This window comes from Micromonospora sp. NPDC005257 (assembly GCF_042872445.1).
In the GTDB taxonomy this organism is placed as follows: domain Bacteria; phylum Actinomycetota; class Actinomycetes; order Mycobacteriales; family Micromonosporaceae; genus Micromonospora.
In genome coordinates, this window is the sequence record NZ_JBIAKL010000009.1 from 267055 (window position 1) to 285957 (window position 18903).

The following is an 18903-nucleotide window of genomic DNA, read 5'->3' on the forward strand; positions in this document are numbered from 1 at the left end:
GCACCGGGTGCCGGATACGCGCCAGGTGGCGGGTACGCACCCGGGTGCGGGTACGCGCCGGGCGGCGGCGGATGGGCAGCCGGACCGTGCGGGGCGGCCGGGTGCGGTGGGGTCGGTAGGTGTCCCTCGGTCATTCGCTCAGTCCTTGCTCGTCTCCGTACCGGCGAGGGACGCGCGAAGACACAGCACCGTCCCCCGATCGGTTGCTTCAGATCGCACCTGTTGTTCCGCCCGGTGCCAGGCGTCGAACGCCGCGAATCCACAGGCGTCAGCCGGCCGCGCAGCGCGTCGGCTGACTAGTGGTGCCGGCCGGTGCCCTCGACCCGGTCGCCGGGCGTGCGGCGGCTGCGGGTACCCGGGTGCTTCGCGGCGGCGTCCGCCGTCAGAGCCGGACCGAGCCGGCTGGGCAGTTCCCGCTCACGGTGCCTGGCCCGGATCGTCGTCGCTGGAACCGCCGCATGTTTCCCCCGTTGTCGTCGATGTCAGCCACCGGTCCGATCTGCCGACGGCCGGGTGCTGGAGTGCCCACATGATCAGCGGGGCGCCGTCCACTGTCAAGAGTGCTGCCGCGGTGACGACGTGTGCTCACCCGGCGCGGGCCGCGCGCACCGCCGCGTACGCGTCGACCAGCCCGGCGCCGGAGACCTCGCCCGGTCCGCCGCACGCGTCGGTGGGCGACGGAACCGGCCGGGCGGTGTCGCGCAGGATCGCCCGGGTCCGCTCCAGGTCCCCGATCAGCGCCGGGTTCGCCGACCACATCAGCGCCACCACGCCCGCCACCTGCGGGGTCGCCATTGAGGTGCCGCTCAGTGCGGCGTACCCGCCACCCGGCATCGCCGAGACCACATCGGCGCCCGGGGCGACCAGGTCCGGCTTGGCCCCACCGTCCGGGGCCGGGCCGCGGCTGGAGAAGTCGGTCACGCGGCGCTGCCGGTCCACCGCCCCGACGGTCAGCACGTCCGGGTAGGGCGCGGGCGGGTCGACGATGGAGCCGCACGAGGGGCCGGTGTTGCCGGCGGCGGCGACCACCAGGATGCCGGCCGCGGTCAGGGCGGCGGTCGCCGGTCGCAGTGCCCCCGGGTCGCAGCCCTCCACCGGCGGGCAGCCCCACGAGTTGGTGAGCACGTCCGGAGCGCGGGAGGGACGGCCTTCGGTGAGCGGGTTCCCGCCCGCCGGGAACGGGGCCAGCATGAACTGGAGGCAGTCGAGGTAGCGGGCCGGGCTGCCCATGTTGCGGTCCAGGTTGACGCAGCCGACCCAGCTCGCGCCCGGCGCCACGCCGATCCCGTCCCGGCCGACCGCGCTGCCGAGCGTGTGGGTGCCGTGGCCACCCCGGTCGCCCGGGGCTCGGCGGCCCTCCCAGGGGTCGTACCAGGAGTCGTCGCCGCCCCGGAAGCCGCCCGCGAGGGCCGGGTGCCGGCCGTCGACACCGGAGTCGGAGCTGCCCACCACCACGCCCGACCCGGTGACCCCGAGGTCCGACCAGACGCGGTCCGCGCCGATCAGCGAGATGTTCCAGGCCGGACCGGCCGGGGCCGGCACGTCGCCGCGCGCCGGTGGGGCGAGCGCGGGCAGCGGGCGCAGCCGCTGGCTGACCAGTACCCGGGCCACCTCGGGACGGCTGGACAGCCAGGCGCGCACCGCCGGCCCGCCGTCCGTCTCGATGGCGTTGACCAGGTAGTACGGCGTCGGATTCAACCCCATCCGGGTCAGCGTGCGGCGCAGGTCGCCCTGCGTGCGGTCGGCGGTGGCCACCAGCCGCCGGTAGACCTCGCCCGCCCGGGCGTCCCGCCCGGCCCGGCCCGGCGTCCCGGCCGGCAGGCCGGTCAGGCCGGCCTGCTCGCGCAGCACCACGAGCAGCCGCTCGCCGTGCAGCCCGGGCTGGCCGGGGACCACGTACACCACGGCGACGGCGGCGAGCAGCGCGGCGACGGCCAGCGCGGCCGGACCGCGCCGGGGCGCGCGGGCGCGGGACCGGGCGAGCAGGACGCCGTACCCGACGGCCAGCAGGACCGCGACGGCGAACGCCACGCCGGTGCCCACCGCGACCCAGAACGGCAGGTCGCGGACCGTGGACAGCAGGAGGCTGATCTCCTCCGGGTCGGTGAAGGCGAGCGGCCCCACCAGGGCGAGCCCGACCAGCCAGCGCACCGGCGCGGGCCCGGCCGGCCGGCCCGCGTTGCGGGCCGCCGCCTCCAGCGCGGCCAGCACGAAACCGAGCGGCGGCAGCAGGACCAGCGCCGGCAACTGCACGCCCGACTGCCCGGCGCCGGCCGCGAGCGGGGTCAGCGCGACGCCCGCGACCAGGCCGCCGACCAGCACCAGCCGGGCCGGGCCGGGCCCGAACGCGGCCCAGAAACCGGTGCCGAGCAGCGTCCCGGCGAGCGCGCCCAGCGCGGCGGCGACCAGGCCGGCGAGCAGCGTCTCCAGCGTCCCGCCCAGCGCGCCCACCCACGCCCAGGGCAGCAGCACGGCCAGCCCGGCGGAGATCGCGAGCAGCGACACCGGCCCGAACCGGCCCTCCGGGACCGCGTCCACGACGACCGGTGGCCGGACGCGGCCGAGGCGGGCGGCGACGAACGCGAGCACCGCGACGGTCACCGCGAGCGCGGCCAGGTACGCCTCGTGGTGCACCGGCGGGACCGCCCGCAGCAGCGTGGTCGCCCCGAGCGCCACCACGGCGGCGGTCCAGGCCCGGCCGGTCGCCCGCAGCGCGGGGGAACGCGGCGCGAGCGCCAGCGCCAGCGCCGGGGCGCCGGCCAGCAGCACGGTAGCCACCGCGACCACCGGCCAGGCCACCACCGGCCGGTCCGCGCCGACCACCAGCGCCACCTGGTCGGCCAGCCAGCCGATGATCTGGCCCGGCACGGTGAGCAGCACGATCCACACCCCGGTCGCCACCGCCGCGACGACCGGCCACGGCCCGTTCTCGCGCGGTGGCGGCGGCGGTACGGGGAGAAGCGGCGGACCGGTCAGCATGGTCATCACGGTACGGCCGGGCCGTGTCACCGCGTGCCCGAGACGGTTACCGTTGACTGGTGCGTGATCCGAGTGTGTCCCGATCCACGGCCGGCCGGCTGTCCGCCGAGCGCCGCGCCGACGACCTGCGCCGGCTCCGGGCCGAGCGGTTCGACGTGCTGGTCATCGGTGGTGGCGTGACCGGAGCGGGCGCCGCGCTCGACGCCGCGTCCCGAGGGCTGAAGGTCGCCCTCGTGGAGGCGCGCGACTACGCGGCCGGCACGTCCAGCCGGTCCAGCAAGCTGATCCACGGCGGCCTGCGCTATCTGGAGCAGCTGGAGTTCCACCTGGTCCACGAGGCGCTGACCGAGCGCGGCCTGCTCGCCACCCGGCTCGCCCCGCACCTGGTCCGGCCGGTGCCGATCCTGGTGCCACTCCCCGCCGAGGGCGGCGCGGCCGACCTGCCCCGGCGGTTCTTCCGCCGCTCGTACTACGGGCTCGGCGTGGCCGCGTACGACGCGTTCGCCGGGGTGTTCGGCGGCGGGCGGGGGATGCCGCTGCACCGGCACCTGACCCGTGAGGGCGCCCGCCGGATCTTCCCCAGCCTGCGCCCGGACAAGCTGGCCGGCGCGATCCGCTACTACGACGGTCAGGTCGACGACGCCCGCCTGGTGGTGACGCTGGCGCGCACCGCGGCGAGCCTCGGCGCGACGGTGGTGACGAGCGCCCGCGCGGTCGGCCTGATCCGCCAGGCCCGGGAGGTCACCGGCGTGCGGGTCCGCGACCTGGAGGCGCCCGGCGGCTCGCCGGACGCCGAGTTCGAGGTACGCGCCCGCACCGTGATCGCCGCCACCGGCGTGTGGAGCGACGACATGTCGCGGATGCTCAACGACGTCGGGCTGCGCCCGAAGCTGCGGGTCCGCGCCTCCAAGGGGGTGCACCTGGTGGTGCCCCGCTCGGCGATCGTCGGCGAGACCGGCCTGATCCTGCGTACCACGAAGAGCGTGCTGTTCGTGATCCCGTGGGGCGGGCACTGGATCATCGGCACCACCGACACGGACTGGCAACTCGACAGGTCCCACCCGGCCGCCACCGCGAGCGACATCGACTACCTGCTGTCGCAGGTCAACACCGTGCTGGACCGGCCGCTCACCACCGCCGACATCGAGGGTGTCTACGCCGGGCTGCGCCCGCTGCTCGCCGGCGAGGCGGACTCCACCTCCAAGCTGTCACGTGAGCACGCGGTGGTGGAGCCGATGCTCGGCCTGCTGCTGGTAGCGGGCGGCAAGTACACCACCTACCGGGTGATGGCCTCCGACGTGGTCGACCGGGCGATGCACCGGCTCGGCCGGGCCCGCCCCTCGCGTACCGCCGACCTGCCGCTGCTCGGCGCCGACGGGTACGCGGCCATGTGGCGGGACCGGGCCGACCTGGCCCGCCGGCACGGGGTGGCGGTCGGGGTGGTCGAGCACCTGCTGGAGCGCTACGGCACGCTCACCCTCGACCTGCTCGCCCTGGTCGACGCCGATCCGCTGCTCGGTTCGCCGCTGGCCGGCGCACCCGAATACCTGGCCGCCGAGGTGACGTACGCCGCTCGCGCCGAGGGCGCGCTGCACCTGGAGGACGTGCTGACCCGGCGTACCCGGATCTCGATCGAGACCAGCCACCGCGGCCTGGAGTCGGCGGAGCACGCCGCGGAGCTGATGGGCGCGGTGCTCGGCTGGGACGCGGCGACCCGGGACCGGGAGGTCGCCCACTACCGGGCGCGGGTGCTGGCCGAGCGGGAGTCGCAGCTCATGCCGGACGACATCGCTGCCGACGCGGCTCGCCTCGGCGCCCCCGACGTACGCGGGTTCGCGGCCGACCGGGGCACCGACGGCACGGGCGTCGAACTTCCGGCCTCCCCCAGGTAGGGGATCCCCGACTAGAACATCTTGCCGGGGTTGAACAGCCCGGCCGGGTCCAACGCCGCCTTGATCGCCTGGTGCACGCGTACGCCCACCGGGCCGATCTCCTGGGCCAGCCAGTCCCGCTTGAGCAGCCCGACGCCGTGTTCCCCGGTGCAGGTGCCGCCCAGCTCCAGCCCCAGCCGCATGATCTCGTCGAAGGCCCGCCGCCCGCGGGCCAGGCTCGCCGGATCCGCCCGGTCGACCACGATGTTCGGGTGCATGTTGCCGTCGCCCGCGTGGCCGACCACACCGATCGGCACCTGACACGCCTCGGCGATCCGGGCCACCCCGTCGAGTAGCTCCGCGAGCCGGCCGCGCGGCACCGCCACGTCATCGATGACCAGGCCGCCGTTGCCACCCGGAAACGTCTGCGCCGCGAACCGCTCCATCGCCGGGTGGGCCAGCCGCCGAGCCTGGAGCAGAGCGGCGGCCTCGGTCGCGTCGGTGGCCGCGTAGACCTCGTCGGCGCCCGCGGCGGTGCACACCTCGGCCAGCCGGGCCAGGTCGTCGGCCGCCCGAGGGCCGGTGTCCACCGCCGCGAGCAGCAGCGCCTCGGCGTCCGTGCGCAGACCCATCGGCCGGTACGCCTCGATCGCCAGCAGGTGGGTGCGGTCCAGCAGTTCCAGCAGGCTCGGGGTGAGCCCTCGCTCGGCGATCCCGGCGACCGCGCCACCGGCCGTCGCCACCGTGGGGAAGACCGCGACCAGCGTCAGCGACTCCTCCGGGGCGGGACGCAACGCCACAGTCACCTCGGTGATCACACCGAGCGTGCCCTCCGAGCCGACGAACAGGCGGGTCAGGTCGTACCCGGCGACGCCCTTCGCGGTACGCCGCCCGGTGCGCAGCACCTCGCCGGAGGCGAGCACCACCTCCAGGCCCAGCACGTACTCGCTGGTCACGCCGTACTTCACGCAGCACATGCCGCCGGCGTTGGTGGCCACGTTGCCACCGATGGTGGACGACTCCCACGAGCCGGGATCCGGCGGATACCAGAGGCCGTGCTCCCGTACCGCGCGGGCCAGCGCCGCGTTCACCACGCCCGGCTGCGCCACGGCGATCCGGCCGACCGGATCGATCTCCCGGACCTCGTCCATCGCCGTGGTGCTCACCACCAGCGCACCGGCCATCGCGTTGGCCGCGCCGGCGAGTCCGGTCCGCGCACCCTGCGGCACCACCGGCACGCCGTGCCGGCCGGCCGCCCGGACCACCGCCACCACCTCGTCCGTGCTGCGGGGACGCACCACCGCCAGCGGGGTACCCGAGTCGCACAGGTCGGCCTCGTCGCGCTCGTGCCCGGCCAGCAGATCCGGATCGGTCAGCACGGCGGCGTCGCCGAGCGCGGCCCGCAGGTCGTCGAGGAGGGGATGGGCGGCCATGCCGGGAAGGCTACCGGCGTACCGTCTGTTGCCGTGCTCTACCTGGACCCGCCCACCGTGCCCTGGCGTGGCCGGCTCTGGTCGCACCTGATCAGCGACGTCTCGTACGCCGAGCTGCACGCGTTCGCCGAGCTGCTCGGCGCGCCCCGGCGCGGCTTCGACCGCGACCACTACGACCTGCCCGCCGAGCGGTTCCGGGCGGCGGTCTGGCTGGGCGCCACGGTCGTGCCGTCACGGGAGATCGTCCGGCTGCTGCGGGACGCCGGCCTGCGCCGCCCGAAGCACCGCGTCTCAGGTGAGCGCGGCCAGCTCCCGGGACAGGTTGGCCCGGGCCCGGACCTCCCAACGGGCGTGCGGCTCGGGTAGCCGGTAGAGCGCCGGCAGGGCGAGCAGGTGCCGCAGCACGGCGGCCCGGCCGGCGCGGAAGTCCGGCTCGGGCACGTGTGCGTACTCCGCGCGGATCGCGGCGGCGTACCTGTCGTAGCGCTCCGCCGGGGCGGCGAGCACCGCCAGGTCCGCGTCGCAGAGCAGCGCGCCGTCCGGGTCGTCCGGCCCGACCACGTGACCGGCGGTGAGCAGCACCAGGCGGCGAACCCCGGTCACCGTCGCGGCCGGGAGGCCGGCGGCGGCGAGCAGCTCGGCGGCCAGGTCGGCGCTGGCCCGCTCGTTGGCGTCGCCCGCCGCGCGCGGGTCGTAGACCGCGTCGTGACACCACGCCGCCAGGCGGACCAGGTCGGGGTCGCGGGCCCGACCGGCGTACGCGTCGACCACGTCGAGCACCGCGCGCAGGTGCGCCTCGTCGTGGTAGCGCCGGTGCGGCTCCCGCCAGGCCGCCAGCAGCCGGACGCCGGCCCGGTCGACCGCCGCCGGACGGGTCGCGCCCGCCGCCCGTGCCGTGTCCCGCCACCGCGCCGTCAGGTCGTCCATCGGGTGCAGTCTGCCGCACCGGGCGGCGGACCGGGGATTCAGCGGGTTCGTCGCGGGTAGTACCCGCCATGCCCCGGGACCGACGTCTGCCGTTCCTTCGTCGCGGCAACCTGCGTGCAGAGTCGGCCGACCGCGACGGGCAGCGGATCGCCTCCGCCGTGGAGGAGCTGCGGCGCCGGGGCAAGGCCACCCTGCACGACCGGCTGCACCGGGTCCGCACCACGTTCGGCCTGGCGGTGCAGGCCGGGCTCGCCGCCGGCCTGGCGTACCTGGTCGCGCACCGGCTGCTGAAGAACCCGCAGCCGGTTTTCGCGCCGATCTCGGCGGTGGGCACGCTCGCCGCCTCGGTGGGCCAGCGGTTCCGGCGTACGGTCGAGCTGATCGTCGGCGTGGCCGTCGGCGTGCTCGTCGGGGACGTGCTGATCTACTTCGTCGGCACCGGGGCGTGGCAGCTCGCGCTCGTGGTGACCTCGGCGATCCTGCTGAGCATCTTCGCCGGCGCGAGCGTGTCCATCGTGATCCAGGCCGCGGCGACCGCGGTGCTGATCGTGACGCTCAGCCCGTCCATGGAAGACCTTGAGTTCCCCCGCTTCGTCGACGCGTTCCTCGGCGGCGGCATCGCGCTGCTGGTCACCGCCGTCCTGTTGCCGCTCAACCCGCTGCGGGTGATCAACCGGGCCGCCCGGCCGGCGCTGGACCTGCTCGCCGACCAGCTCGACGCGGGCGCCGAGGCGCTGCGCAACCGGGATCGGGACGCGGCACAGCGGGCCCTGTTCCGGCTGCGCGAGAACAAGGGGGAACTGGCCGCGCTCGCCGAGGCGATCGAGGGCGCCAAGGAGACGAGCACGCTCTCACCGGCCCGGTGGCACCGGCGCGGCGAGCTGACCCACTACGCCGAGGCGGCCGACCCGATCGACCGGGCCATGCGCAACAGCGGCACGCTGATCCGCCGCGCGGTCACGATGATCGAGGACGCCGAACCGGTCCCCGGGCCGATGCCGGACGCGATCGGCCACCTGGCCGAGTCGGTACGCCTGCTCCGGCAGGAGTTCGCCGCCGGGCAGGAGCCGGAACACGCGCGGGAACGGTCGCTGCGCGCGGTGAGCGAGGCCGGCCGGGCGTACGCCGACGGGGTGGGCTTCTCCGGCAGCGTGGTGATCGCCCAGGTGCGCACTACCGCGAGCGACCTGCTGGTGGCGTCCGGTATCGAGCAGGAGGAGGCGAACCGGCTGGTCCGGCAGTCGTTCGGCGAGAACCGACAGGCCGAACCCGCCGCCCACCCACCCACAGCCCCTCCAGTCGGCTGACCCCATCGCCGCGGACCGGGGCTCGACGCCGGCGCTCGTGACCTGTCCGGAGCGCAGCCGTCGCGATGAGCCCGGACCAGTGGGTCGCGGGTGACTACGCTGACCGCATGGCCGACACCCCATCCGGCGGAGCCCTGCCGCCGTCCGCTCCCGCCGCCCCGCCGCCGGGGGCGCCGACGCCCCGGATGCCGCTGCGCCGGCTGGGCTGGCGGCGCTTCCTCGCGCTGGCCGGTGTGGTGCTGCTGATCGCGGCCGGCGCGTTGTTCATGGTGTTCACCCTCGGCGAGAGCCTGGGTGCCGAGGCGCTGCTGGTGGGCGTGATCGCGGCGATCCTGCCGGTGCCGGTGCTGGTCTCCTGCTTCCTCTGGCTCGACCGGTACGAGCCGGAGCCGCTGAAGTACCTGATCTTCTGTTTCGCCTGGGGCGCCTTCGTCTCCACCGCGATCTCGCTGCTGGTGAACACGGCGGCCGCGGGGCTGTTCGACGACTGGGGGCTGCCCGCCGCGCTGACCGCGGTGCTGGTCGCGCCGTTCATCGAGGAGCTGACCAAAGCGGCCGGCCCGCTCCTGGTGCTGATCTTCCGGCGCCGGGAGTTCTCCGGGATCACCGACGGCCTGGTCTACTGCGGGCTCTCCGCGGTCGGCTTCGCCATGGTGGAGAACATCCTCTACCTGGGCGGGTACGGCTACCGCACCGGCGTGGAGCAGTACGGACCGGCCACCGGCACGCAGCAGGTCATCGCGATCTTCATCGTCCGGATCCTGCTGTTCGGCTTCGCCCACCCGCTGTTCACGTCGATGACCGGTGTCGGGCTGGGCGTCGCCGCGCGTACCGCCGACCGGCGGGTACGGGTGCTCGCGCCGCTCGCCGGGCTGCTGCTGGCGATGATCCTGCACGGCACCTGGAACCTGCTGCCCTCGCTGGCCCAGGCCACCGGGGAGACCGTGATCGTGCTCTACGGCTACATCGGCGTGATGGTGCCGATCTTCTTCGCGATGGTCGGGCTGGCGGTCTGGCTGCGTGCCTGGGAGGGGCGGCTCACCGAACGCACCCTGCCGGACTACGTACGCGCGGGCTGGCTCACCCCGCCCGAGGTGGCGGCGCTGGGCAGCCTGGGCCGGCGGCACGCGGCGCGTACCTGGGCGCGGCGGGTCGCCGGTGACGGCGGGGTACGCGCGATGCGCGGTTACCAGTTCGCCGCGACCCGGCTGGCGCTGCTGCGCGACGGGATGCGCCGAGGACTCGACCGCAAGCCCGCCGAGCGGGAGCGGACGGCACGGGAGGAACGGGAGCTGCTGGACGCGATCACCGCGTACCGGTCGTTCTTCGTCGGTCGTGACCCGCAGGCGCCGGTCGGGGTGTGGGACGGTCAGCGCTATCACCTGCGGTTCCCGGACGGTTCGCAGCGTCCGGTCGAGGCGCCGGACGACCCGGTGGTGCCGATCCCGGTGGTGCTGGCCCCGCCGCCCGCCTTCCCGCCGGGCGGCTACGGCCCGACCGGCTGGCCCGGCCCGGGTGGCGGTTACGGCCCGGGTGGCGGTTACGGCCCGAGCGGCCACGGCCAGGGCGGCTGGCCGGGCGCGGGCCACGGTCCGGGCTCGCCCTGGGGACGCTGACGACGGTCGCCGAGGGGCCGGTCAGCTCATCAGGCCGGTCAGGAAGTCGCCGAGCCCCTGGGCGATGGCCATCAGCGCGGCCCCGATGCCCTTGAACACCTGCGCCGCCCCGTCCGGCCGGAACGCCATGAAGTAGATCAGGAACGCGAGGAATCCCCAGGCGAGGATCTTCTTGATCACTACCGGCATGGTGTCCCTCCCCAGGGCGCGCTGAGGTGCCTGGGCTTCCCGCCGGGCAGCGCCGCAAACGGCGGGAGGCGCCGTCGGAGGGAGGAAGGGCTACAGGTAGAGACCGGTGGAACCGGCGGCGGCGCTCTCCACCCGCTCGGCCGCCACGGCGTGCACGTCCCGCTCGCGCAGCAGCACGTACGCCCGCCCGTGCAACTCGACCTCGGAGCGGTCGTCCGGGTCGAACAGCACCCGGTCGCCGGACACGATCGCGCGGACGTTCGGCCCGACGCCGACCGCTGTGGCCCAGGCCAGCCGCTTGCCCACGGCGGCCGTCGCGGGGATCACGATGCCCGCGGTGGAGCGGCGTTCTCCCTCAGCGCCCTCGGTACGCACCAGCACGCGGTCGTGCAGCAGGCGGATGGGCAGCCCGGCGTCGAGACTCTGGTCGGCGGTCACGCGAAGACGCTACCGCGTGGCCGTCCGTCGATTCCGGCGTGGTTGGTGAGAGTGCCGGGCGGGCAATGTGTGGCCGAGTCGCCCTAGGGTGGGCGTACGGACGTGTCCTGTGCCCCCTGCGACCCGGTGGGCCTGATTTTGCCGGAGGTGCGCTTGAGCCGCATGGAGCGGATGCGCGGACGGCTCCGCCGTGCGTACGAGTCGGGCCGGGAGGCGGCCCGGACCCGGCGAGCAGCCGCCGCGGAGCCGGTGGACGGGGGCGTGGCCTCGCCCGCCTCGCCGGGGCCGGCCGCCTCGCCGGAGGCGACCGTGGTGGGCGTCGAGCCGCCGGCGGCGATGCACTCCTCGACGGTCAGCCGGGACGACATCGAGGTGCCGCACGCGCTGCGCATCTCCGCCGCGTGGTGCTGGCGGCTGATCGTGATCGGCATCGTCACCTGGGCCCTGATCAGGATAATCGGCACGATCAGCATCGTGATCATCCCGCTGACCGTCGCGCTGCTGCTCTCCGCCCTGCTCGCACCGGCGGTCGGCTGGCTGCTCAGGGCCCGGCTGCCCCGCTCGCTGGCGACCGCCGTGGTGCTGGTCGGCGGCCTGGCCGGGGTGGTCGGCACGCTCACGCTCGTGGTCAACGAGTTCATCAAGGGCGTGCCGGAGCTGAGCCAGAAGTCCTCCGAGGGCGTCCGGCAGATCCAGGACTGGTTCAAGACCGGGCCGCTGCACCTGTCCGACAGCCAGCTCGACCGCTACATCAACGAGGCGCAGAACTGGATCAACGGCAACACCGAGCGGTTCACCAGCGGTGCGCTCAGCACCGCCGCCACGCTCGCCGAGGTGCTCACCGGCGCCGTCCTGGTCCTGTTCGCCACGTTCTTCTTCCTGCGCGACGGCAACAACATCTGGCGGTTCCTGGTCCGGCTGCTGCCGGTGGCCGCCCGCTGGAAGGTCGACGACGCCGGTCGCGCGTCCTGGGCGACACTCGGCGCGTACGTGCGAGCCACCGTTCTCGTCGCCTTCATCGACGCCGTCGGCATCGGCATCTTCCTGGTGCTGTTCGACATCCCGTTCGCGTTCCCGCTGGCCGCGCTGGTCTTCCTGGGCGCGTTCATCCCGATCGTCGGAGCGTTCCTGTCCGGCGTGGTGGCGGTGCTGGTGGCGCTCGTCGACAGCGGCCCGGTGACCGCGCTGATCATCCTCGGCGCGGTGGTCGGCGTGCAGCAGGTCGAGGGCCACGTGCTCCAGCCGTTGATCATGGGCCGGGCGGTGGCCATCCACCCGCTCGCCGTGATCATCGGTATCGCCGCCGGCGTGGTGCTCGCCGGCATCGCCGGCGCGCTGGTCGCGGTGCCGCTGATCGCCGTGATGAACACCGCGGTGCGGCGGCTCGCCGCGCGTACCGTGCCGGACACCCCGCCGGACGCGGTGGTGGTCGCCTCCCAGGCGCCCTGACCAGGCACTACTCGCCGACGCCCGCGTCACCCCGCCCGGGGAGGCGCGGGCGTCAGCTCTTGGCGAGCCGTTCCAGCGCGCCCCGGGCCACCTCCGGCCGGGTGGTGTACCAGAACGGCGGCAGGGAGCGGCGCAGGAACGGGCCATACCCGCGGGCCGTCTCCAGCCGCGAGTCGAGCACCGCCACCACGCCCCGGTCGCCGGTGGCCCGGATCAGCCGGCCGACACCCTGGGCCAGCCGGACCGCCGCGATCGGCACGCTCACCGCCGCGAAACCGGAGCCGCCACCGGCGTCCACCGCCGCCGCCCGCGCCGCCGCCAGCGGCTCGTCCGGGCGGGGGAACGGCAACCTGTCGATCACCACGAGCTGACACGCGTCGCCCGGCACGTCCACCCCCTGCCAGAGCGACATCACCCCGAACAGGCAGCTCTCCCGCACCTCGCGGAACCGGCGCACCAGCAGCGGCAGTGCCTCCTCGCCCTGGAGCAGCACCGGCAGGTCGGTCCGCGCGCGGACCAGCTCCGCCGCCTGCTGCGCGGCCCGTCGCGACGAGAAGAGCCCGAGGGTACGACCACCGAGCGCCTCGACCAGCGCCAGCAGCTCCTCACCTGCCGGTCCGGGCAGCCCGGAGACGCTGGGCCGGGGCAGGTGCGCTGCCACGTACAGGATGCCCTGCCGGGCGTAGTCGAACGGCGAGCCGACGTCCAGCGAGCTCCAGCCCGGCCCCTCGGTCGCCGGTACGGTGCCGATCGATGCCCGGCTGCCCTCGGTGGCGGCCACCGGCGGCGTGCCTGAGGCGCGGCCGGCGGCGGCAGCGGTGGCGATCGCGGCGGCGGCCGGGGACGGCGGTGCGGGCGGTGGCGCGTCCAGCCCCAGCGCCCGGGCCACCGTGTCGAAGCGCCCGCCCAGCGCCAGCGTCGCCGAGGTGGCGACCACAGTGCGCTCGTCGTACAGGTGGGTGGCGAGCGTGCCCGCCACCGACAGCGGCGCCACCACGAGCGCCCGGCGGCTGCCGTTGTCCGGCTTCTCGACCCAGGCGACGTCGTGGTCGGCCTCCTCCAGCAGCCGCTGGGCGGTGGTGGACAGCTCGTCCAGCACCGCTTTGGCCTGCTGCTTGCGTACCGGATCGGGGTCGTCGGCCTTCACGTCGCCGATCGCTTCCAGCGCGGCCCGGGTCGCCGAGTCAAGCAGCGTGCACGCCTCGCGCAGCGCGGGCGGCAGACCGGCGGTGAGGCGCCCGGCCGGCGCCTCGGCCAGCCCCACGGCGAGCGCGTCACCGGCCTCGGTGAGCCGCTCGGCCACGTCGGGGCGCAGCAGCGGCCGGGCCCGCCGGGTGGACCTGTCGATCAGCTCCGGCACCAGCTCGGCCTGTGCGGCCGACGAGACCCGGTCGGCCAGCTCGTGCGCCTCGTCCACCACCAGCAGCTTGTGCGGCGGCACGATGTGCCGCCCGGCGAGCATGTCGACGGCGAGGAGGCTGTGGTTGGTGACCACGATGTCGGCCTCCCGGGCCCGGGCGCGGGACGCCTCGGCGAAGCACTCCTGCCCGAACGGGCAGCGGCTCGCCCCGACGCACTCCCGGGCCGGCATGGAGACGCTGCGCCACACCTGGTCGTCCACGCCCGGGTCCAGCTCGTCCCGGTCACCGGTGGCCGTCTCCTCGGCCCAGTCGCGCAGCCGCTGCACCTGCTTGCCCAGCCGGCCCGCCTCGCCGAGCCACTTGGTGCCGCCGTTGCCGGGACGTGGCGCGTCGAACAGCGCGTCGTCCGGCTCGTCCTCGACCGAGCTGTCCAGCCGGGCCAGGCACAGGTAGTGGTGGCGGCCCTTCAGCACGGCGAAGGTGGGACGGCGGCCCAGCACCGGCTCGACCGCGTCGGCCAGCCTCGGGAGGTCGTGCTCGACGAGCTGGGACTGCAACGCCAGCGTGGCGGTGGAGACCACCACCGGCCCGTCCACGGTCAGCGCCGGAGCGAGGTAGGCCAGGGACTTGCCGGTGCCGGTGCCGGCCTGCACCAGCAGGTGCTCACCGGAGGTGATGCTGCGCTCGATCGCCTCGGCCATCTGCTCCTGGCCCGGCCGGGCCGCGCCGCCCGGAACCGCGCCCACCGCGGCGGTCAGCAGCTCCCCGGCACCGGGTCGGTTGCTCCGGCGCTTCCTCGGGACGGCCGGGCCGGTGGCGGTGCGGGACGGGGTCACCGTGCGACCGTACCCGCCGGCACCGACCGGGGTCCGGCCGCTCCGGCGGCGTGGCGGGACGGTGGGTGGCGTCCGGTTACTTCCCGATCGCGTGGCGTGGCCGGAATCGGTTAGGGTGCCAGGCATGCCGAGCGACGTGGTCCGCGTGATCTACCGCAAGTACGACGGCAGCGCGCACCGCGACTACCCGGCCCGCCGGCTCGCCGAGGACGACCTCGGCGTCTGGCTCGGCGTGCCCGCCGGCACCGAGTCCGTCTACCACGGCCGCCCCTCGGTCGAGCAGATCCCGTTCGTCCTGCTGGTGCCACATCACGGCTGGTGGACGGGCATGTTCAACCCGCCGCCGCGCACCAGCGAGGTCTACTGCGACATCGCCACCCCGGCCCGCTGGGAGGGCGAGGACACGGTCCACCTGATCGACCTCGACCTGGACGTCGTGCGCCGCCGCGAGACCGGCCGGGTCGAGTTGCGCGACGAGGACGAGTTCGCCGAGCACCGGGCCCGCTGGGGCTACCCGGACGACGTGGTGACCGAGGCCGAAGCCGCGGCCCGCTGGCTGCTCGGCGCGCTCGGCGACGGGACCGAGCCGTTCGCCGCGTCGTACCGGAAGTGGCTGGCTCTGGTGGTCTGAGCCGGCTCACCAGCGCGGCGGCCAGACGGCGTCCGGCCCCAGCGGCGGCAGCTCGCCGACCTTGTCCGGGTTGAGCTGGTTGAAAACACCGGTGATCCGCCCCTCGTGGACGGCGAACGAAGTGACCGTCCGGATGGTCCGTCCGTCCCGGTAGGGGACCTCCGACTGCCAGCCCAGCGTGCCGTCGACCACCACTGGCCGGATCCGCAACGCGCCCCGCGTTCGGGCCTGGGTGACCAGGCCGAGGATCAGGCGTCCGGCCGCCTCCGCGCCGACCACCGGCCGGCGGGCCGCCGGGAAGTGGCCGCCGGAGTCGCCGATCGCCACCGCGTCCGGGGCGAGCACCCGCACCAACTGCTCCAGCTCGCCCGACTCCACCGCCGCGACGAACGCGTTGAGCACCCGCCGCTGTTCGGCCAGGTCGGCGGTGTGCCGGGGCGCGTCCGGCCCCTGCACCGCCCGGCGGGCCCGGGACGCGAGCTGGCGCGCCGCCTCCGGGGTCACCGCGAGCACGTCCGCCACGTCGGCGAACGGCACCGTGAACACGTCGTGCAGCACGAACGCCACCCGCTGCTCCGGCGTCAGCCGTTCCAGCACCACCAGCAGGGCGGTGCCGAGCTGGTCGGCCCGCACCGCCCGCTCGGCGGGGTCGGGCGCGAACCCGTCCGCCGCGGGGGCCGCGGTCACCACCGGCTCGGGGAGCCACTGACCGGGGTACGCCTCCCGGCGCACCCGGGCGGAGCGCAGCACGTCCAGGCAGATCCGGGAGCAGGTGGTGACGAGCCAGCCCCGCAGATCGCGTACGCGGGCGCGTTGCTCCGGGTCGCTCAACGCCCCGGAGAAGCGCAGCCAGGTCTCCTGCACCGCGTCCTCGGCCTCGCTGCGGCTGCCGAGCATCCGCTGCGCGATTGCCAGGAGACGCCCTCGTTCCGCCTCGAACTCCCCCGTACGTGCGTCCACCCGCCCATTCTCCCGCCCTTCCGCCCGCGACGGTGCCCCGCCCACGCTCGTCGATCTTGCATTTGCTGCCCCGACAAAAGTTACTTTCCGGGCGCGACAGGGTCCGCAACCGCAAGATCGACGGGCGCGGGCGGGCGGGAACGGGCCGAGGGGGCGAGGATCGGGGGATGAGTGAGGTGGTGGGGCCCGAGGGCGGGCGCATGCGGGAGTTGCTGCGGGTGGCACCGGGGCCGGTGAACCTGGCGGCGATCGACCCCCGGTCGACGCCGGGGTTGCCGGCGGCGGCCGGTCGCGGGGCCGCGCGCAAGGAGTGGGCGAGGGCTCAGGTCGAACTGGTCGGCGCGGAACTGGGGCGGCAGCAGGAGATGCTCTACGCCTCGGCGCAGGGCGCCGCCGGGCCGGGGAGCGCCACCAGCGCGCCGGCTCAGGCGGACGCGGGACTGGAGGGGAACCGGCCGCGCCGGGTGCTGCTGGTGCTCCAGGCCATGGACTGCGGCGGCAAGGACGGCACCGTCAAGCGGGTGGCGGGCGCGATGAACCCGCTGGGGCTGCACATCCGCTCGTTCGGGCCGCCGACCGAGGAGGAGTTGCGGCACGACTTCCTGTGGCGGGTCCGCCGGGCGCTGCCGCCGCCCGGATACGTGGGGGTGTTCAACCGCTCGCACTACGAGGACGTGCTCATCGCGCGGGTCGAGGGTCTGGTCGACGAGGCGACCTGGCGATCCCGGTACGAGATCATCAACGATTTCGAGCGGGAACTGACCGAGCAGGCGGTCACAGTGGTGAAGGTCATGCTGCACATCTCGTACGCCGAGCAGGGCGAGCGGCTGATGGAGCGGCTGACCGACCCGACGAAGTTCTGGAAGTACAACGCGAGCGACCTGGACACCCGGGCCCTCTGGGGCGAATACCAGGCCGCGTACGCCGAGGCCATGGAGCGTTGCGGCACGGAGGCCGCGCCGTGGTTCGTGGTGCCGGCGGACCGCAAGTGGTACCGCGACTGGGCGGTCGCCCACCTGTTGCGGGAGACGTTCGAAGGGTTGGATCTGGGGTATCCGCCTGCCGATTTCGACGTCGAACGGGAGCGTGACCGGCTACGGAACCAGCTCGGCGGGTGATCAGGTGAACGGAAGGTGAACGACCGGTGAATCGGGTCTGACCGGGGGTGGGCCGATCGAGACTCGGTTCGACGCGGTCCCTAGCATGCGCAATGCAGACGCCCCGGAGGGCGACGGCCACCCTTCCACCGACACGACGAGGTCCGTGCTGTGAAGTTTTCCTTCCGTCCCACCGAGGGCGCTTTCTACGAGCTCTTCACCAGGGCCGCACAGAACCTGGTGAAGGGGACCGACCTGCTCAACGAGCTGGGCCTGCCCGGCGCCGACGTGCAGTCGATCAGCGAGCGGCTGACCGACATCGAGCACGACAGCGACCAGATCACCCACGAGCTGTACAAGAAGATCAACTCCACCTTCATCACGCCGTTCGACCGGGAGGACATCTACCGGCTCGGCTCGCTGCTCGACGACGTGATGGACCACCTGGAGGCGGTCGGCAACCTGCTCTACCTGTACGGCCTGACCAAGCTCCCGTCGCTTCCGCGCGAGCTGCACGAGCTGGTGAACGTGCTCGACCTGCAGGCCAAGCTCACCGCCGAGGCGATGCCCCGGCTGAAGTCGATGAAGGATCTCGAGGACTACTGGATCGAGTGCAACCGGCTCGAGAACGACGGCGACCAGGCGTACCGGATGCTGCTGGTCCGCCTCTTCTCCGGTGAGTACGACGCGCTCACGGTGCTGAAGATGAAGGAGGTGGCCGACGAGCTGGAGGCCGCCTGCGACGCCTTCGAGCACGTGGCCAACACCGTCGAGACCATCGCGGTCAAGGAGTCCTGATCCAGTGACACCCGAACTCATCGCCGTGCTGGCGGTGATCGCGGTCGCCATGGCGTTCGACTACACGAACGGCTTCCATGACGCGGCCAACGCGATCGCCACCAGCATCTCGACCCGGGCGCTGACCCCCCGGATCGCGCTCGCGCTGGCCGCCGTCGGCAACTTCGTCGGCGCGCACTTCGGCGCCGGGGTGGCCAAGACGGTCGGCGACGGGCTGGTGACGTTGCCGACCGGGGTGGAGAGCCTCGGCGTGGTCTTCGCCGGCGTGCTCGGCGCGATCATCTGGAACCTGATCACCTGGTACTTCGGCCTGCCGTCCTCGTCCTCGCACGCCCTCTTCGGCGGCCTGGTCGGCGCGACCCTGTTCGCCGCCGACGGCATCGTCCAGTGGGGCACCATCATCGAGAAGGTCCTCGTCCCGATGGTGCTCTCGCCGGTGGTCGGCCTGATCCTCGGCTTCCTGGTGATGCTGGCGATCATGTGGCTGTTCCGGAAGGGCCAGCCGGGCAAGCTCAGCCGTGGCTTCCGGTGGGCGCAGACCGCGTCCGCCGCCGCCATGTCGGTCGGTCACGGCATGCAGGACGCCGCGAAGACCATGGGCATCATCGTGCTCGCGCTCTACACCGGCGGTTTCCAGGAGAGCAAGACGCACATCCCGGGCTGGGTCTTCTGGACCTCCGCCGCGATGCTGGCGGCCGGCACGTACGCGGGCGGCTGGCGGATCATCCGGACGCTCGGGCGGAAGATCATCGACCTCGGCCCGGCGGAGGGCTTCGCGGCCGAGACCGTGGCCAGCGCGGTGCTCTACTTCAACGCGCTGGTGCTGAAGGCGCCGATCTCCACCACGCACACGATCACCTCGGCGATCATGGGTGTGGGCTCGACGAAACGGCTCTCCGCGGTGCGGTGGAACGTGGCCGGCAACATCGTGATCGGCTGGATCATCACGTTCCCGGCCGCCGCCGCCATCGCCTGTTTCACGTACCTGCTGGTCCGGCCCTTGTTCTGAGC

16 protein-coding genes are annotated in these 18903 nt (G+C 74.2%); 9 read left to right on the forward strand and 7 right to left on the reverse strand.

The window, feature by feature from the left end:
• Nucleotides 1–585: 585 nt before the first annotated feature.
• Nucleotides 586–2985 (reverse strand): S8 family serine peptidase, encoded by a 2400-nt coding sequence (locus tag ACFYO8_RS20675; RefSeq protein WP_357710611.1) that lies wholly within the window; start codon nt 2983–2985, stop codon nt 586–588.
• 68 nt (nt 2986–3053) lie between these two features.
• On the opposite strand from ACFYO8_RS20675, the gene ACFYO8_RS20680 reads away from it, so the two are divergent.
• Nucleotides 3054–4871 (forward strand): glycerol-3-phosphate dehydrogenase/oxidase, encoded by a 1818-nt coding sequence (locus ACFYO8_RS20680; RefSeq protein WP_355094177.1) that lies wholly within the window; start codon nt 3054–3056, stop codon nt 4869–4871.
• 11 nt (nt 4872–4882) lie between these two features.
• On the opposite strand, the gene ACFYO8_RS20685 is transcribed toward ACFYO8_RS20680, so the two are convergent.
• Nucleotides 4883–6283: an FAD-linked oxidase C-terminal domain-containing protein gene (locus ACFYO8_RS20685; RefSeq protein ID WP_355094163.1), complete on the reverse strand. Its 1401-nt coding sequence runs from the start codon at nt 6281–6283 to the stop codon at nt 4883–4885.
• Nucleotides 6284–6316: 33 nt separating this feature from the next.
• On the opposite strand from ACFYO8_RS20685, the gene ACFYO8_RS20690 reads away from it, so the two are divergent.
• Nucleotides 6317–6649, forward strand: coding sequence for a DUF4031 domain-containing protein (locus ACFYO8_RS20690; protein WP_354868625.1), 333 nt, complete (start codon nt 6317–6319; stop codon nt 6647–6649).
• Here the strand turns inward: ACFYO8_RS20690 and ACFYO8_RS20695 are convergent.
• Nucleotides 6575–7210: a metal-dependent phosphohydrolase gene (locus tag ACFYO8_RS20695; protein ID WP_354868622.1), complete on the reverse strand. Its 636-nt coding sequence runs from the start codon at nt 7208–7210 to the stop codon at nt 6575–6577. The two genes, ACFYO8_RS20690 and ACFYO8_RS20695, sit on opposite strands and share 75 nt — an antisense overlap.
• Nucleotides 7211–7278: 68 nt before the next feature.
• Between ACFYO8_RS20695 and ACFYO8_RS20700 the strand changes: the two genes are divergently transcribed.
• Both ACFYO8_RS20700 and ACFYO8_RS20705 read left to right on the forward strand, forming a co-directional pair.
• On the forward strand, nt 7279–8517 hold the full coding sequence (locus tag ACFYO8_RS20700) for an FUSC family protein (RefSeq protein WP_354868619.1): 1239 nt from the start codon (nt 7279–7281) through the stop codon (nt 8515–8517).
• A gap of 65 nt (nt 8518–8582) precedes the next feature.
• The gene (locus tag ACFYO8_RS20705) at nt 8583–10133 is read left to right on the forward strand and encodes a PrsW family intramembrane metalloprotease (RefSeq protein WP_354868616.1); all 1551 of its coding nucleotides are present in this window, start codon (nt 8583–8585) and stop codon (nt 10131–10133) included.
• A 21-nt stretch (nt 10134–10154) separates the two neighbouring features.
• Here the strand turns inward: ACFYO8_RS20705 and ACFYO8_RS20710 are convergent, their stop codons facing one another.
• Nucleotides 10155–10322, reverse strand: a complete 168-nt coding sequence (locus ACFYO8_RS20710; protein ID WP_167796936.1) for a hypothetical protein — start codon at nt 10320–10322, stop codon at nt 10155–10157.
• A 90-nt stretch (nt 10323–10412) separates the two neighbouring features.
• Nucleotides 10413–10760, reverse strand: a complete 348-nt coding sequence (locus ACFYO8_RS20715; protein ID WP_354868613.1) for a co-chaperone GroES — start codon at nt 10758–10760, stop codon at nt 10413–10415.
• Between the two features lie 162 nt (nt 10761–10922).
• Here ACFYO8_RS20715 and ACFYO8_RS20720 point away from each other — a divergent pair, with 162 nt between their 5' ends.
• Nucleotides 10923–12209 carry an AI-2E family transporter gene (locus ACFYO8_RS20720; RefSeq protein ID WP_354869160.1) on the forward strand — a complete coding sequence of 429 codons (1287 nt, stop codon included), beginning with the start codon at nt 10923–10925 and terminating at the stop codon, nt 12207–12209.
• A 52-nt stretch (nt 12210–12261) separates the two neighbouring features.
• Here the strand turns inward: ACFYO8_RS20720 and ACFYO8_RS20725 are convergent, their stop codons facing one another.
• The gene (locus ACFYO8_RS20725; RefSeq protein ID WP_354868610.1) at nt 12262–14406 is read right to left on the reverse strand and encodes an ATP-dependent DNA helicase; all 2145 of its coding nucleotides are present in this window, start codon (nt 14404–14406) and stop codon (nt 12262–12264) included.
• A 124-nt stretch (nt 14407–14530) separates the two neighbouring features.
• Here ACFYO8_RS20725 and ACFYO8_RS20730 point away from each other — a divergent pair, with 124 nt between their 5' ends.
• Nucleotides 14531–15037: a DUF402 domain-containing protein gene (locus ACFYO8_RS20730; protein WP_354868608.1), complete on the forward strand. Its 507-nt coding sequence runs from the start codon at nt 14531–14533 to the stop codon at nt 15035–15037.
• Between the two features lie 6 nt (nt 15038–15043).
• Here ACFYO8_RS20730 and sigJ read toward each other — a convergent pair whose 3' ends face one another.
• Nucleotides 15044–15997, reverse strand: coding sequence for an RNA polymerase sigma factor SigJ (sigJ, locus tag ACFYO8_RS20735; protein WP_354868605.1), 954 nt, complete (start codon nt 15995–15997; stop codon nt 15044–15046).
• 167 nt (nt 15998–16164) lie between these two features.
• Here sigJ and ACFYO8_RS20740 point away from each other — a divergent pair, with 167 nt between their 5' ends.
• From ACFYO8_RS20740 to ACFYO8_RS20750, 3 genes are all read left to right on the forward strand, one after another.
• A complete protein-coding gene (locus tag ACFYO8_RS20740; RefSeq protein ID WP_354868603.1) occupies nt 16165–17115 on the forward strand; it encodes a PPK2 family polyphosphate kinase in 951 nt (316 codons plus the stop codon).
• A 150-nt stretch (nt 17116–17265) separates the two neighbouring features.
• Nucleotides 17266–17892 carry a DUF47 domain-containing protein gene (locus ACFYO8_RS20745; RefSeq protein ID WP_030504473.1) on the forward strand — a complete coding sequence of 209 codons (627 nt, stop codon included), beginning with the start codon at nt 17266–17268 and terminating at the stop codon, nt 17890–17892.
• A gap of 4 nt (nt 17893–17896) precedes the next feature.
• A complete protein-coding gene (locus tag ACFYO8_RS20750; RefSeq protein WP_354868600.1) occupies nt 17897–18901 on the forward strand; it encodes an inorganic phosphate transporter in 1005 nt (334 codons plus the stop codon).
• Nucleotides 18902–18903: the final 2 nt, after the last annotated feature.

Excerpts from the sequence above, each read along its gene's own strand:
- ACFYO8_RS20675 (WP_357710611.1), bottom strand. The coding sequence starts at position 2,985 with ATGACCATGCTGACCGGTCCGCCGCTTCTCCCCGTACCGCCGCCGCCA.
- ACFYO8_RS20685 (WP_355094163.1), bottom strand. The coding sequence starts at position 6,283 with ATGGCCGCCCATCCCCTCCTCGACGACCTGCGGGCCGCGCTCGGCGAC.
- ACFYO8_RS20695 (WP_354868622.1), bottom strand. The coding sequence starts at position 7,210 with ATGGACGACCTGACGGCGCGGTGGCGGGACACGGCACGGGCGGCGGGC.
- ACFYO8_RS20700 (WP_354868619.1), top strand. The coding sequence starts at position 7,279 with ATGCCCCGGGACCGACGTCTGCCGTTCCTTCGTCGCGGCAACCTGCGT.
- ACFYO8_RS20705 (WP_354868616.1), top strand. The coding sequence starts at position 8,583 with ATGAGCCCGGACCAGTGGGTCGCGGGTGACTACGCTGACCGCATGGCC.
- ACFYO8_RS20710 (WP_167796936.1), bottom strand. The coding sequence starts at position 10,322 with ATGCCGGTAGTGATCAAGAAGATCCTCGCCTGGGGATTCCTCGCGTTC.
- ACFYO8_RS20720 (WP_354869160.1), top strand. The coding sequence starts at position 10,923 with ATGGAGCGGATGCGCGGACGGCTCCGCCGTGCGTACGAGTCGGGCCGG.
- ACFYO8_RS20730 (WP_354868608.1), top strand. The coding sequence starts at position 14,531 with ATGCCGAGCGACGTGGTCCGCGTGATCTACCGCAAGTACGACGGCAGC.
- ACFYO8_RS20740 (WP_354868603.1), top strand. The coding sequence starts at position 16,165 with ATGAGTGAGGTGGTGGGGCCCGAGGGCGGGCGCATGCGGGAGTTGCTG.